Origin of the sequence: Pseudomonas sp. NPDC087342, from assembly GCF_044744265.1 — a bacterium.
GTDB lineage: Bacteria > Pseudomonadota > Gammaproteobacteria > Pseudomonadales > Pseudomonadaceae > Aquipseudomonas > Aquipseudomonas nunensis.
The window spans coordinates 235,402-251,233 of the sequence record NZ_JBIUXZ010000001.1 but is presented as its reverse complement, the minus strand read 5'-3'; the positions used below and the strand labels follow the sequence as shown (position 1 = coordinate 251,233).

11 protein-coding genes are annotated in these 15,832 nt (G+C 48.9%); all 11 read left to right on the top strand.

Going from position 1 to position 15,832, the window contains the following annotated elements:
* Window positions 1-59: 59 nt before the first annotated feature.
* The 11 genes from tssI to ACIOYV_RS01105 all read left to right on the top strand — a co-directional run bounded on the left by tssI (window position 60) and on the right by ACIOYV_RS01105 (window position 15,823).
* Window positions 60-2,153, top strand: a complete 2,094-nt coding sequence (tssI, locus tag ACIOYV_RS01155) for a type VI secretion system tip protein TssI/VgrG (protein WP_401320109.1) — start codon at window positions 60-62, stop codon at window positions 2,151-2,153.
* Complete coding sequence (locus ACIOYV_RS01150) at window positions 2,150-5,374, top strand: hypothetical protein (protein ID WP_401320107.1); 3,225 nt, start codon at window positions 2,150-2,152, stop codon at window positions 5,372-5,374. The genes tssI and ACIOYV_RS01150 overlap by 4 nt, the downstream gene beginning before the upstream one ends.
* Window positions 5,371-6,624 carry a hypothetical protein gene (locus ACIOYV_RS01145; RefSeq protein ID WP_401320105.1) on the top strand — a complete coding sequence of 418 codons (1,254 nt, stop codon included), beginning with the start codon at window positions 5,371-5,373 and terminating at the stop codon, window positions 6,622-6,624. Before ACIOYV_RS01150 ends, ACIOYV_RS01145 begins: the two co-directional genes overlap by 4 nt.
* Before the next feature lie 812 nt (window positions 6,625-7,436).
* Entirely contained in the window at window positions 7,437-8,066 is a 630-nt protein-coding gene (locus tag ACIOYV_RS01140) for a hypothetical protein (RefSeq protein WP_401322546.1), read from the top strand.
* A 799-nt stretch (window positions 8,067-8,865) separates the two neighbouring features.
* Window positions 8,866-9,495: a hypothetical protein gene (locus ACIOYV_RS01135; RefSeq protein WP_401322544.1), complete on the top strand. Its 630-nt coding sequence runs from the start codon at window positions 8,866-8,868 to the stop codon at window positions 9,493-9,495.
* Window positions 9,496-9,710: 215 nt separating this feature from the next.
* Complete coding sequence (locus tag ACIOYV_RS01130) at window positions 9,711-10,310, top strand: hypothetical protein (RefSeq protein ID WP_401320103.1); 600 nt, start codon at window positions 9,711-9,713, stop codon at window positions 10,308-10,310.
* Window positions 10,311-10,319: 9 nt separating this feature from the next.
* Entirely contained in the window at window positions 10,320-11,051 is a 732-nt protein-coding gene (locus ACIOYV_RS01125) for a hypothetical protein (protein ID WP_401320101.1), read from the top strand.
* Window positions 11,052-11,099: 48 nt separating this feature from the next.
* On the top strand, window positions 11,100-12,167 hold the full coding sequence (locus tag ACIOYV_RS01120; protein ID WP_401320099.1) for a DUF6708 domain-containing protein: 1,068 nt from the start codon (window positions 11,100-11,102) through the stop codon (window positions 12,165-12,167).
* 393 nt (window positions 12,168-12,560) lie between these two features.
* Window positions 12,561-13,391 carry a DUF6708 domain-containing protein gene (locus ACIOYV_RS01115; RefSeq protein ID WP_401320096.1) on the top strand — a complete coding sequence of 277 codons (831 nt, stop codon included), beginning with the start codon at window positions 12,561-12,563 and terminating at the stop codon, window positions 13,389-13,391.
* Window positions 13,392-13,403: 12 nt separating this feature from the next.
* The gene (locus tag ACIOYV_RS01110) at window positions 13,404-14,429 is read left to right on the top strand and encodes a hypothetical protein (RefSeq protein ID WP_401320093.1); all 1,026 of its coding nucleotides are present in this window, start codon (window positions 13,404-13,406) and stop codon (window positions 14,427-14,429) included.
* 341 nt (window positions 14,430-14,770) lie between these two features.
* The gene (locus ACIOYV_RS01105; RefSeq protein ID WP_401320091.1) at window positions 14,771-15,823 is read left to right on the top strand and encodes a DUF6708 domain-containing protein; all 1,053 of its coding nucleotides are present in this window, start codon (window positions 14,771-14,773) and stop codon (window positions 15,821-15,823) included.
* Window positions 15,824-15,832 lie beyond the last annotated feature (9 nt).

Here is a 15,832-nt window from a genome sequence, read left to right as displayed (position 1 = left end):
TCTGCTGATCCTTTGATCGGGTATTGGTTTACGCCGCAGCACTGCACGAGGAACAAGGGATGTTCGCGCCGGCCAATCAGACTCACTTTGCCCTGACTATCGAAGGTCTGGATAACGACCTCCAGGTGCTTGCCCTGCAAGGTCGGGAAGCCATCAGCCAGCCTTTTGTGTTTGAGGTGGAGCTGGTCAGCGAGAAGCCGTCTCTGGACCTCGAAACCCTGCTGCACAAACCGGCCTTCCTGCAGCTCTCGCCTGACGGCAGCGGCATCCACGGCCAGATCTATCGCGCAGCCCAGGGTGATTCCGGCAAACGCCTGACCCGCTACGCGGTAACCCTGCGCCCGCAACTGTCTTACCTGGCGCACCGCATCAACCAACGCATCTTCCAGAACCTTACAGTGCCGAAAATCGTCGGCATGGTCCTCGAAGAGCACGGCATCCAAGGCAACGCCTACGAATTCAAGGTAGGGGCGATTTATCCCGAGCGCATCTACTGCGTTCAGTACGATGAATCGGACCTGCAATTCATCCAGCGCCTGTGCGAGGAAGAAGGTATTCACTACCACTTCCAGCACAGCGCCACGGCCCACAAGCTTGTGTTCGGCGATGACCAGACGGTGTTCCCGAAACTCGCGCCCGTGGCCTACCAGCAAGACTCCGGCATGGTCGCCACCGACCCGGTGATCAAGCGCTTCGACCTGCGCCTGGAAACCCGCACCAGCCGCACCACCCGCCGCGACTACGACTTCGAAAAACCGCGCATGACGCTGGAAAGCGAAAACCGTGGCGACGCCCTGCCCGACCTCGAAGACTACGACTACCCCGGTCGCTTCATCGACCGCGAGCGCGGCAAACACCTGGCCAAACGCGCCCTCGAACGCCACCGCAGCGACTTCCAGCTCGCCGAAGGCCGCAGCGATCAACCGATTCTCGTCAGCGGCCACTTCCTGGCCCTGACCCAACACCCGAAAGCCAAGTGGAACGACCTGTGGCTACTGACCGAAGTCCTCCACGAAGGCAAACAGCCGCAAGTGCTGGAAGAGTCGGTCACCAGCAACACCACAGCGTTGAAGGACGACTTCCATCAAGGCTATCGCAACCGTTTCCAGGCCACCCCGTGGGACGTGCCGAACCGCCCACCGCTGAACCACCCCAAACCACGGATCCTCGGCAGCCAGAGCGCCGTCGTCACCGGGCCAAAAGGTGAAGAGATCCACTGCGACCAATACGGCCGCGTCAAAGTCCAGTTCCACTGGGACCGCGAAGGCCAGGCCGACGACAAAACCAGCTGCTGGCTACGCGTCTCCTCTGCCTGGGCCGGCGCACACTACGGCGGCATCGCCATCCCGCGCATCGGTATGGAAGTGCTGGTGACCTTCCTTGAAGGCGACCCGGATCAACCGCTGATCAGCGGCTGCCTGTATCACAAGGAAAACGTCGTCCCCTACGAGTTACCGGCAAACAAAACCCGCAGCACCTTCAAAACCCTGAGCTCCCCCGGTGGTGGCGGTTACAACGAACTGCGCATCGAGGATAAGAAAGGTCAGGAACAAATCTTCCTGCACGCCCAGCGGGATTGGGATGAAAACGTAGAGCACGACCAGAAGATTCGGGTCGGGAATGAACGGCACGATACTGTTGAGAAGAACAGCTATACGGAGTTCAAGGCAGAGGAACATCACACGGTTTATGCGGACCGGAAGGTTGAGACGCAGGCGAATGATCATTTGACTGTGGGGGTTAACCAGCACATCAAGATTGGTACTGGGCAGTTTATTGAGGCGGGCCAGGAGATTCATCTCGACAGCGGCATTAAGGTTGTACTTGAAGCCGGCAGCGAATTGACCCTTATTGGCGGCGGTAGCTTCATAAAGATCGATGCCGGGGGTGTAACGCTGAGCGGGCCGGTGATCAACATGAACTCTGGCGGCAGCGCGGGGAACGGCACGGGAGCGGCACCGATTCTACCGGTACCCCCTAAACCTGCAGACACTGCGCCCGTCGGACAGACGCTGGGCAATGCGCCGGTAAACAATGCCGCACCGAGAAAAACCCCAAGCGAAAAAGGCCCAGAGGCTCTTATCGTTGATGTCTGGGGTGACCCTGAACTGGGCAGCCAATTGCAACTACTGGGCCCGGAGGGCAAGGCATGAGCAGTTTTAACGACAAGCCCATCAGCGAAGGGACTCGCAAGAAAACCGAATACGAGAATGAGCAGAAGTCGCGATTGGCGCTGAACGTAGAACGTACCGATGGCGGCAAACTGCAGATTCCAATCATGGTCGATGCCAAGACCACTCAAGAAGAAGAAAAGTACCAGCACAACACGTTGTTGGCGGTGACCCCGCTGGCGCGGCTGCCGGGGCATGACAAACTCAATGAAACGTTACAAGGCGCGTTACCGCGCCCTGGCCGCATCTATGTGTTCCTGAAAAACAAGCTGTGGCGAGAACTGGAAACCGACGGTAAAGGTCAGCTGTTCGAAGTCGACGTCGCCCACTGGCGCAAGATTGCCGAGAAAAAAGGCAATGCAGACAAACGCGAACCAGTGTGCGTCAAACAATATCTGATTCTGGTTCCGATGTTTCTACAGGGTCGATTTGTTGGCGACCAACTGAGCATGGCCTACAGCGAATTGCCGTGGACCTGGGAATACATCGAGTGGCTCGAAAAGGACGCGGGACGGATCAAGGCACGCAGTCAAAACATGGCGCCAGCCTGGGCGGCGACTGCGGGTGAAACGCAGCACTGGAAGGCTTCGTTGATTTATCCGGCGACGCCTGTAAAGGGTCTGGTCAAGGGGTTGCGGGCGCGTGAACTGCACGCAGAAACCCTGCTGGAAGATCCCAGCCTGTTTACTCCCGATTTGAAGACTCTGCCAGAAACAGCAATCATCAAACTATTGGAAAAATATCACCAAGAGCTCGCCGGGCATCTCAGTACTAGCCCACCTTCGCCTCCTGGTGCTTTACCTGAAAGCAAAGACTTGCTTAACGAATATCAGATTCGCGATTACCCTCACTTGGTAGGGTTCATAGTCGACGACCCTTTGTTTACGTTCCGTCATGCTGTTGCTCAGTCGAGACTGGCCGTCGAACTGCTTCAAACACTCAACGCACTGGTGCCCTACCAACCCTTTGGTCACTACGCCGAGCTTTTGTATCAAGAAGCACTGTCGCCTGCGGGTAGTTTGAAAGACTTACTCCCGCACATAGATCAAGAAGGGCTGAAAAAAACCACTCTTCATCTAGAGCGCGAAAAAGCTCGCGAGATTATCTATATTCAGCAAGAACGCATGCTCGATTTGGTAACAAAAAGCTTGCCGCCCATCTGGAATGATTACACCTACAGCAAGGATGAACGACTGCTCGAACCCTATGCTCTATTGGTGGAATTGCTGGAGTTGTTGGGTCGCTCTGCAAAAAAATCTGATCCTCGGTGTATAGAGCCGGAAGATAGCAAGGTGAGCGCGGCAGTATTCAAGTTAAGTAAAGAGTTGGCTGCTGCCACTCATGCCTTAACAAAGGATCTGCTTCCGCCCACCAACGGGGAACTACCAGCAACGGCGAACAGACTCGCTGTATTTCAAAGTAGTGGCAAAAACGCAGCCCCAGAAAATCTTGGGTTGAGTTCACTATCGTTGTTTAGCAATTTATATATCGGCCAGAACGTATCACTCGCAATAGATGAAGTGGCCGCCCACATCGCTCACGCGACTGCAACGGTGGCAAAACAAGTAGCCGAAAGCAATAATGTTACCCAAGTAGAAATGGTCAGAGTATTCGGCCCTAGTTTTACGTTTGCCAACAAACTTACCAGCAAAGCGAAAAATCTGAAACTAATCACTCAAGGCGAAGCCTTGGGTAAAGATTTAGTCGTCTTGGGTATCCATGGTGCGGGATTGAGTTTCGGCATCTCTCCCGATGAACGAACTACGTTCACGCGCAAAAATTTCCTTGTCGCAAATTTAGAAGGAAAAAACGGCAAAGTTGTTGGGACAACTAGCGGCAAGGTAGCGGAACGCCTCGCCTTCGCGAAAAAAGAGTTGGGCTACGTAATGGTGGTGGCTGGTCCCGCAAACGACCCCGTCGTTCAGGAATATATGCGCTGGCGCATGGCTATGCCTAGTATGTCATCAGCCGAAAAATTAAGCGGTAACATTGCCTTACCTGGAATAGCGACGGCCTTTGCAGCGTTTAGTTTATACGCGAATACAGTGGGTGCAAAATCCCTTTATGACAATGGTGAGCGCGCTAGATTTGGAGCGGGTTTACTTGCGGCTTCTGCTGATCTTGGTTTAGCCGCTAACAATGTGGCTTTGAAGATCTTAGCTAACTCGAATGCAAAAAACTCACCTTGGCTTGCATTTTGGGAAGAGGGTAGATTTGATACAAAAAACTGGAAGGGGAGTTTTGGAGAAAACCTCTTTAAAAGAACAGGAAGCACATGGCTCAACTGGACACGTATCGGCTCAGCCGTGGCAGTCGCAGCGACTACTGCGCTATTTATATGGGATGCGGGTCGTTCAATCCAGCAAGGTGAAAATGAAGTAGCCATGGCCTACGGATTAGCGGCACTCGGGTCTGGCATATGGACACTTTATTCAATTGGATTGCTAGCCAGCCCATGGATATTAGGAATAGGCGTGGTCCTTTTTGTGGCGGGGTTAATAGGCAGCGCCTTGCTCGCCAATAGCCCAGTTGAGCAAGTCGTGAAACAGGGGCCGTTTGGCGACAGCAATCGACTTACCCACTTAGATAACCCATTAATTGCCTACCAGCAGTTGTTGGGGATTTTGGGGGCGCCGCGATTTAAGATCACCCGGCTGTATGATTGGCAACAGACAGCATCCAAAGAAAATAATGAAAAAGTTATCTGCGCAGCTAATGAAAGCAATGTAAAACTTAGCCCATACGACTGGGCTGTTGAACTACAAACCCCTCTACTTGGCCATTTCGAAAATGGACTAACATTTAATATCAAGGCCAAAGAAATTGTAAAAACGCGACAAAACCTCACCGGATGGCACTATCAACCTCCAGTGGAAATCACCCGAGAAAAATTGGGAGCTGTGGTTCTGGATGGTTCACGCGCACTTTACATACTGGCCAATCAGCACCTAGTAATAGACGCAAACGATTCAAGACGACTCCTTACTGCTTGTGAGTACAGCCTAAAAGTCTATGGCCAATTTGAACTTGGACAACGTCAATGCCTCGTAGGAGATCCATTTCCTGAATACCGCAATATCGCTCTGCCGCAACCGAAGCCCAACACATGGGTGCCATACCCAGGTCCTCAGCCAACAGACAGCGATGGGCCCAATGAAGTACCCTATTGGTTGATAGAGCAGAGGGATTTTTCAAAAATATGAACACTTTAGCATCTGAAACAGTGCAATACGGTATTGCGGCTTTCAATAGTCGCGCTATTCCCACCTTGCCTTCTCACAAATGGCCTAACGACTCGAGGCGCTCTGGATTATTTCGGACAGCACTTCATTGGGGGAACTACGCTAATCGTGAGCCTTGGCAGGACATAGGTGCACAACTACAAGCGGGTGTTGATAATGATCCAACAACCAATTGCAACACAGACCTTTACATAAGCAATCAAGGCTGGCGCTTTGACACCACAAACAAAATTCAAATACTAATTCCGTTTCTAAAGTGGAGTTGCATTGCCTTTATACCTTGGATCATCTGGACTTTGGTTATGTCAGGGGCAATTTCAGCCCCTCTAGATAGCATAATGAAAAACCAGAGCACCTATCTTTCTATGGCGATCGCTTCGACCATCCCTTTACTGGCCCTTGTGATGATGGGATTTAGTTCATGGTTCATGTGGTCTGACAGCCCGAAATATAAAAAATATTTAGCTCAGATGTTTTTGGGTATTGGAATATGCGCTACAGCCTCTGTCGTTGACTATGGCAATCCTGTTTATGGTGAAAATCTTTTGATAGGAAGCGTGGCCATGGCGCTCACCGTTTTCATGGGACTGATCGGCTGGGATTATTTGTTTGGTCTCTACCTACGAGTATTCCAACATGATGGAAGCGAATTCAATCGGCAAACAGGTATGGTCAAAGTAGCTCGCCGCTTTCGCCCTGCTTTCACGGCACCGTTTTATGAGTTCGATGCGACCATGGAAATGCGGCCAGGTCCTCACGGTAATAGCAGCATGACCGTCTGGTTGCACCATCGCTATAGCGACTTTGAGGTATTTCTTGGAGGCAAGATTCAATCGCTGGGAATGAGTCGTGAAGAATGCTTGGCGTTCTGGGATACATTACAGCGGTATATGGATGTAAGTCAGCCATTGCCAGAATTACCAATCCTTGAACAATTCCGTCATCTTGATCCGACCACTGACGCTCAAGATAAGCTGTCCAAACGTCCTCTGCGCCGTTGGCGTGACACTAAATATAAAGTTTGGGATCGCACTGAGCGGCCGGCCATGATGCAGAAAAACTTGCAGTACCCTTGGCAAAGCCAAGCGTGCATTTTAATTGCCAGAATCGATCCCACACTTAGCGTCGAGGCTTACTATCGCGCTCAAGAGGCGAAAGGCATTCACTCAACGCCGAAGGCAGACGATTACGACAATATTCATCGTGGTTAAATTAAACATACGAAGTAAGAGCACTAGCGTATTAGGGACAGATTTATTTTCTGAGCTTCTAGCAGGAAATCGCGCAAGAATAAATCCCCCCTTTTGCGCAAGTCCAAAAATCCGTTGAGCCGTTACCTCAGTCAACCGTCGTTTACCATCGGAGAGTTTGCGGTGGGATATCGCCGCAGCCTTTTACTAATCGAAACCACTGAATTCTCTGTATGACCGTACAAATGGATACCTCGTACGCCATCAATGCTTATCGCAACAACAGTAATGCCCCCTTGCCATCGCCGAAATGGGCGGAAGATGCCAACCGCTCAGGGAACTTTGACACCCATCTCGCCTTTGGTCACTACAGCAACTTAGAACCAGCGATGGAGGTTACCACCCAGCTTCAAGATGAAGAGCAGTCGGCTTATCAACGACAGCAGGAGCAAGGAAAAAAGGAGGAGATGTACTGCGATGCCAGACGCTGGTGCTTTCAAAACTCAAGCAAAATCCCGCACTTACTTTTCATTCTAAAATTGATTAGCTTTCCTTTTGGCTGGATCGCGTGGGCAGGGATTTTGGCATCGTTTATTCCAGGCCATGACGCAGCTAAATACTTACAAGACTTATCATTACTATTCTTTCTTGTGATTTCCGCCGCCCTCATAGTTGGCTCACTAACGCTTTACATGACGGGAAGAAAAATGGTCCATCACATGCATATCGTAGGTTTTTTCATTTGCGCAGGTATCGTGTATTGGCAGAAAAGTTCTCTTTGGGGGAATGATGGAATACAAATCACCCTATGGATCGGCTCTTTCCTCTACTTCATGGGAGCCATAGGTTTCGACGCCCTACTCTGGCTCCACAGCAAAATCACCACCCACGACGGCAGCGAGTTCAACCGCATAGACGGCATGCTTCGCTTCAAGCGGCGTTTCCGCCGACTCTTCGTTGCGCCTTTTGAAGAGTTCGACCCCGTGCTGCAATTACTGCCCAGCGGTTATGGTTCCCATGACTATGCCCTGTGGCTGCACCACCGCTATACCGAGAACAAGATTTGTCTGGCCACCAAGGTCCACGCCTTGGGCCTCGACCAGGTGAATGCACTGGCCTTCTGGGATTGCCTGCAACGTTATATGGATGTCACGCAACCGTTGCCGGACCTGCCAGTACTGGAACAAAGTCGTCACCTCGACCCGGTCACTGTCGCCTACGACGCCAAAACAGGCCGTAACCCGCGACGCTGGCGCGACCAGTCGGAAAAGGGTTGGTTGGCTACAGGTCTGAAGCAGCTGACGCAACAGTTGGAGCAATACCCTTGGCAAAAACAGCCCTGCATCATCAAGGCTCGCATTGATCCTTCTCTGAGCATCGAAGCTTACTACCGCGCGCAGGAAACCAAAGGCATCCAGGCGACACCGAAGGCCGATGACTTTGATGATGTTCATCGCGGTTGAGCGTAAAAACTCAAAAGGGACAGTTTTATTTCCTAAGAAGTCTCCTAGCGGGAAATCGCGCAAGAATAAATCCGCCCCTTTTGCGCAAGCTCAAAAATCCGTCCCGCGGTTTTCTCAGCCCACTGCCGTTGGCCTTCGGAGAGCTTGCAGCGGGATATCAGCCCAGCCTATCGCAAACCAAAACCACTGAGTTCTCGGTATGACCGTACTAACGGATCCCACGTACGCTGACAGTGCTTATCGCAGTAACAGTAATGCACCGTTGCCACCTCCGAAATGGGCGGAAGATGCCAATCGTTCAGGGCCTTTTGACACCCATCTCGCCTTTGGTCATTTCGCCAATCTGGAACCGGCGATGGAGATTACAAACCAGTTACAAGGTGAAGAGCAGTCGGTTTGTCAACGACAGCAGGAGCAAGGAAAAAAGGAGGTGGTGTACTGCGATGCAAGACGCTGGTGCTTTCAAAACTCAAGTAAAATCCCACACCTACTATTCATACTTAAGATAGTATGCATTTCTTTCATATGGGTACCCTGGACCGTCTGGATATACGGATCAATAAAGCCTGAACTTGGATACGGAGCTCCCGATACCGGACTCGCACTATTAATTGCGTTTACCGCTGTTTTTTTCATACTAACCTCCTTAACTTTATATATGACAGGAAGAAAAAAAGTCCACCATTTACAAATTTCTGGATTCATTGTCAGTGCCGGTACTGTGTTTTGGCTTAAAGGTTCTCTGTTTGGCAATAACAGTATGCAAATTGCTTTATGGGCCGGTACTTTCCTGTACTTCATGGCGACAATAGGTTCAGACGCTCTACTCTGGCTCCACAGCAAAATCAGCACCTATGACGGCAGCGAGTTCAACCGTATAGACGGCATGCTTCGCTTCAAGCGTCGTTTCCGCCGACTCTTCGTTGCGCCTTTTGAAGAGTTCGACCCCGTGCTGCAATTACTGCCCAGCGGTTATGGTTCCCATGACTATGCCCTGTGGCTGCACCACCGCTATACCGAGAACAAGATTTGTCTGGCCACCAAGGTCCACGCCTTGGGCCTCGACCAGGTGAATGCACTGGCCTTCTGGGATTGCCTGCAACGTTATATGGATGTCACGCAACCGTTGCCGGACCTGCCAGTACTGGAACAAAGTCGTCACCTCGACCCGGTCACTGTCGCCTACGACGCCAAAACAGGCCGTAACCCGCGACGCTGGCGCGACCAGTCGGAAAAGAGTTGGTTGGCTACAGGTCTGAAGCAGCTGACGCAACAGTTGGAGCAATACCCTTGGCAAAAACAGCCCTGCATCATCAAGGCTCGCATTGATCCTTCTCTGAGCATCGAAGCTTACTACCGCGCGCAGGAAACCAAAGGCATCCAGGCGACGCCTAAGGCCGATGACTTTGATGAAGTTCATCGCGGTTGAGCGCAAAGCAGACAGATTTATTTTCTTTAGCTGGAAGACGACGTGAATAGCAACAATCAGGATGATGACGTGCTAATGCAATGGACTATCCGCTCCTTAAACCAACCTTTGCGGGAGATCATCCTTGGCCCCATCATTATGATGCTGACACCGACGTTAATTTGTCTAGGCGTAACCTGGCGAATGTGGGGTGGCATCAATGACAATCTAGAGTCATGGATAGCTATTTGTTGCATCGCTTATTGTATGTTTTTTTTGTTTCTCACAATCACGCGACAAAAGACCGTCTTTACCCTTGTGATAACGGGATTAATTCATGGCTCATGTGGTCTGACACTCCGAAATATAGAAAATATTTAGCTCAGATGTTTTTGGGTATTGGAATATTCGCTACTGCCTCTGTCGTTGGCTATGGCAATCCTGTGTATGGTGAAAATCTTTTGATAGGAAGCGTGGCCATGGCACTCACCTTTTTCATGGGGCTGATCGGCTGGGACTATTTATTTGGTCTCTACCTACGAGTATTCCAACATGACGAAAGCGAATTCAATCGGCAAACAGGTATGGTCAACATAGCTCGCCGCTTTCGCCCTGCCTTCACGGCACCGTTTTATGAGTTCGATGCGACCATGGAAATGCGACCAGGTCCTCACGGAAATAGCGGCATGACCGTCTGGTTACACCATCGCTATAGCGACTTTGAGATATTTCTTGGAGGCCAGATTCAATCGCTGGGAATGAGTCGTGAGAAATGGTTGGCGTTCAGGGATACATTACAGCGGTATATGTATGTTAGTCAGCCTTTGCCGCTTTAAGGAAACAAAATGAACAATTCAACACCAAATGAACACGCCATCGAAGAAGCGCCTATTGCAGGAGAAGTCCAGATGTCTTGGACAATAAAAGCGTTACCTCATAACACTTCAATCATGGATATAGGCATGATTGCACTGACTTTAGTTGGACTGGCTGCGCTCTCAAATGGCATATATGAAATATTTTACTTAGATCTCCCCATGCAACAACGCTCAACATTTCTAAGTGCCCACTTCGGAATTATATGCCTGTGCATGACTTTGTATTTTTGGACATTAGTCATACGACAAAAAAACATCTACCACTATGTCATCACCGACATAGAAATTGATGTCGAGTATAAGACTCATCTCCCCCAACTTGCCGTAACTATATTTAAATGGCTATCCGGAACATTTATTGTTTCGGTTTTTATTTTTATTGCCTACAACCCATCAGCAGCATGGTTGCTAGCTGGGCCAGCAGGAATTTCAATCGTTAGTGCAATACATTTTTTAAATTGGAAAAACCCTACAAAAAATTTGAGATTTACTTGGGACCGCCCAAACCTGGTGCTTACAGACAGAAAACGCAACTTAGTTGCCGTTCAGCGCCGTTACAATCCCGAGATGCGTATTGAAGACAACTACCTGTACATACCGATACACTTACCTAGAGCTAGCATTGACGAATTCTTGGTAATTGCAAAAAAATTTGCTCCGCCTTCTACGGACTTTGAGGAGGGTCGCGACAAAAACTAACCCGGGTTTTAAGTTTTACGGAACTCCTGCCACCATTGGTAAAATTTTATGTTTTTCAAGAACAAACATGCTGATATCGACATAAGTAGCCAGCGCCCAAAAGCTGGAGACACAAGGATAATGCCCACGGGAGAGGCATTATTTCTTTCACCATTACCAGTCCCCACAGGCCAATTGCCGGTGGATTTAGGCGGAAAATTCATAGAAATCAATGACACTTATCTCGACATCGGAACAAGTAATTCCGGAAAAGCGTTTCAAGCTCGGATAATGATCGCAAACACAATGTTTATTTCATTTTTCTTTTTCATATTTGCTCCATTTATAGCAGGTACAACAGCGTGGGGAAACCCATATGGAGTGACCTTCTGGTCTAGAGCAGAACTCATATTTGATTATGTTTTTTATCTTGCACTTGGCCTAACAGGAGCAACCATTTTAATTGCTATCTACGTGGTTGCCGGCACTACTCTTAAAAAATCCAGAACGAGGCCTGTCCGGTTTAATCGTCAACGACGCGAAGTTTGCTACTTCCCAGAAAACTCAGACATACCAATAATTCGTCCTTGGGAAGAGACGATAGCCTGGCTATCGGCAGGAACAGGCACAACTGGAGTCGGAGTCATTAAAACCTACACCCTCGGAATAGCTATAGAAGATAAAGCCAATGGTGTAGCCTATTACATTAACGATACTGTTCCGTCTCCGTTCCATGGATTAGGACAATGGGAGGCTATACGGAGCTACATGGAAAATGGCATTGAGCATTGCCCAGAAAAAACAGTTCATGAAGGCCGGCATACGTTCGAACAAGAACGCAAAAAAATACAGGACGAAATTGACGCGGGAACACGAGGTTTAGTTGGAAAACACTGGTGGTTACTCACACATGTTGTTTCTTGGTGGAAAATTCCATACTGGATAGCAGAGTGGGATCTTAAATATAGCATGAAGGTTTTTCCGCAAAGTATAATCGAATGGTCTATGCCACTGCCCGAAAAACTCTGGTCAAAACCTAGCACAGAGCTAAAAGAGCAAAGCTCGAAAATACAAGAAGCTTTTTCCAACGGGCAAGATTTCTTGTCGTATTTCAAAGCAAACGTCAACGAAACATGAATAGAAGCCACAGAAAAACAGGAAAATGTGGATTTGTTTGAAATATTATTTTATGTCAAACTATACAAGAAGTGGGGCAAATTTATTTTCTACACTCGAAAATAAAATCTGCCTTTTTTTGGCGCCCCCTTTTTTGTCTTTAATTGGACTGAAATTAAGCCGGACCATTTAGATGCTTAAAGACAAACATGACCGCCTTCCTCATGCTGGAGACTTTGAAAAAAGTCCGGCACTGAGATTATCTATATATCACCTAAACCGTTACCGACAGGACTTCCTGCTTTCAGCAGTCGACAATTGCATCGTGACGCGAATGAGGTTTATCTCGACTTTGCCCTAACTCGTGGAGCCTTCGCGTTTATGGCAAGGGGAGCCATTGGCTCGGTAATTTGTATGTTGGTCTTCTTTTTCTGGGCTTCCGTTTTTGGCGCGTGGCTACGCACACATCACCAGCCTTTTTTAAGCGGTTTCAGTAATCTTTTCATGAGCTCGGTGGTTTGGGGATTTCTCGGATTTCTAACCGTCATGTACCTTTGCATATTTTTCTACGCAGTCCGGCAGGTCAGCAATAATCCTCCAATTCGTTTTAATCGTCAGCGTCGGGAAGTTGTATACGTACCTTATAGAGGTGCGGAAACTCGCTATGTCGCTTGGGAAAGTGTCATCGCATGCATCTCCGTAGGCAGGCTCATCACCCAATACGCAGTCATGCCCGAGTTCAAGCTTATGATGGGACTGCGCGATGCCAACAATGGGGATGTACTTTGGGTCTCCGTGCCTAGTGGAAATCTCGATGAGGCTGTCTCCGAATGGGAGGCCATCCGCAGCTATATGGAAGAAGGCCCCTCAGCTCTGCCACCACCTCAACCAGAGGAGTTTGAAGAGGGTACGGTCGCTTACTTCCACATGCGTCGTAAGGGGTATCATTCGGATCACTCGTTTTTCCGTTACGTTGCTGGCTTCTTGATGATTCAGTTTCTTAGCGGTTGGACATTGCCATGCTACATTTCCGGCTGGGTCAATAACCGCACCAAGGCGGGTTTCCCCAAAGAAGTTCAAAAATGGTCACAATCTCTTCCCACTGAACAACACGCTATGCCTAGTGAAGAACTGCTCCGGGAAAGCACCGAAATACGGGAGGCTTTTGCCAAAGGCCAAAACCTGCTGGATTACTTCAAGGTGAAGTTTGCCGAACCGACTCAAAAGTCTGAATCCGCCACTTGACGAGTAATACTTTTGGAAAATAGATACGACCGACTGCCCCGCGCAGGTGATATCGAGAGAGAATCAGGCACTGAGACAATCTATTTATCACCAAAGCCAGTACCAACTGGAGTGCAACCTTTCAGTGCTCGCCAGTTGCACCGCTACGCCGATGACGTGATCTTAGACTTCGCCATATCTCGAGGAAGCTTTGAGTTTATGGCGCGAGCAGGAATCGGGGCGGTAATGTTCCTACTGATTTTTCTATTTTTCACAACGGGTTTCGGATCATGGATAAGACGAGATATAGAGCCATTTTGGAGCAGTTGGCTTGATTTCTTTACAAGCATTGCCGTATGGGGATTTGTGGGGGCGCTTGCCGCTCTCTACCTATGCGTGTTTTTCTTTGCAATTCGCCAGGTAAGCAATCAACCTCCTATACGCTTCAATCGGCAGCGTCGCGAAGTGGTCTTTGTTCCAAAAAAAGGTATGCCTCCACGTTACGTAAGGTGGGAAGAAGTAATCGCGAGTGTATCGACTAGCAAACTTATAACCCAATATGCTGTAATCCCTGAATTCAAGTTAATGATTGGGCTACGTGAGACAAAAAATGGAGATATACTCTGGGTCAGTGTTCCAAGTGGAAATTTCAACCAGGCTATCGCTGAATGGGAGGCAATACGTGTCTATATGGAAGATGGACCGCAAGCCCTGCCTATAGCGCAATCAGATGAATGTGAAGCAGGCTCAGTCGCCTACTTTCACATGTGTAGAAACGGGTATCGCGCTCATCACTCACTTCTTCGGTATGTCTGGGGATTTGTGATAATTCAGTTTTTTAGTGGCTGGACGATACCTTGTCATCTCGCCGCATGGATCAATAATCGTCCTAAGGCAGGCTTTTCACGGGAAGTGCTGGACTGGTCGCTGCCACTTCTAATTAAAGAACAGGCACTACCTAGTGATGAGTTGATTAAGGAAAGTATCAAGATCCGAGATGGATTTTCAAAAGGGCAGAATTTTTTAGACTACTTCAAAATTAAGTTTGGCGAAGTATGAGTCGCAAGATATGATACTAACGATCACCACATACCGGAGACTCCGAGAGAGAGTCGGATTTCAAGTTTCGCACTTTTCTCCAAGCCAGCACTTACAAACACCCCCTATTAGTGTTCATCACCTGCGCCGTAACACTAAGGGCAAACGAGGACAGACCAAACCGTTTATAGCATATAAAGAACTTAGTCTACCCCGCTGGCATTCTCTTGGCATGGGATCGCAAAAAACAAATCCGTCCTCTTTTGGTACTATTTCATCACGCCTTTCGGAATGCAACAACCCTATCAAAGGTAAATCCTCGGGCAGGCCTAAATGGATCGACATCAAGCCGGAGAACCTGCATGTCTAAGAATACATATGAGAGATTACCGCACGCTGGAGATTTCGAAAAGGAGTCTGGTGTTGAGATAGTATACTTATCACCCAAGCCAGTACCTACAGGCATGCCACCCATTAGTGCTCGCCAGTTACACCGCCATTCCAATGAAGCATTCTTAGACTTCTCTATCGGGCAAGGAAATTTTGAATTTCTTGCAAGAACAGGAATCGGATCAATAACGTTTATTATTACTTTGTTATTCTTTTTTTCTGGATTTGCCTCCTATCTAAGACGTAACGCTGAGCCCTTCCTAAGTGGATGGTCAAATTTTTTCTTCAACCCAGTGATCTGGTTAATCATTGCTGCCATCGCGACGACATATCTTTATTATTTTACACAAGCCGCCCGACAGGTATCCATACATCCTCCCATTCGTTTCAACAGGCAACGCCGAGAGGTCGTATTTATACCAAAAAAAGGTGATACTCCCCTCTACGCGAAGTGGGAAGATGTTGTTGCCTGCGTGTCAGCTGGAACACTTATTACCCAATATGCGGCGACGACAGAATACAAGCTGATGATTGGATTACGTGATGCTAACTCCGGCAGCGTATTGTGGTCTGTTATTCCGAGCGGAAATTTAAGTCTTGCCATTTCTGAGTGGGAGGCAATTCGCGCTTATATGGAGGATGGCATATCTGCCCTTCCAACCGATGAATCGGACGAACTTGAAGAAGGCACAGTGGAGTTCTTTCATCTGTGTCGCCGGAGCTATCGCGCAGAATATTCCTTTGTACGTTACGTTTGGGGATTTTTAACTATACAGTTTCTTAGCGGCTGGACATTGCCATGCTACATTTCAAGCTGGGTCAATAAGCGCACCAAGGCGGGCTTCCCCAAAGAAGTTCAAAAATGGTCACAATCTCTTCCCTCTGAACAACATGCTATGCCTAGTGAAGAACTGATCAGGCAAAGCACCGAAATACGGAAGGCCTTTGCCAAAGGCCAAAACCTGCTGGATTACTTCAAGGTGAAGTTTGCCGAACCGACTCAAAAGTCTGAATCCGCCACTTGACGAGTAATA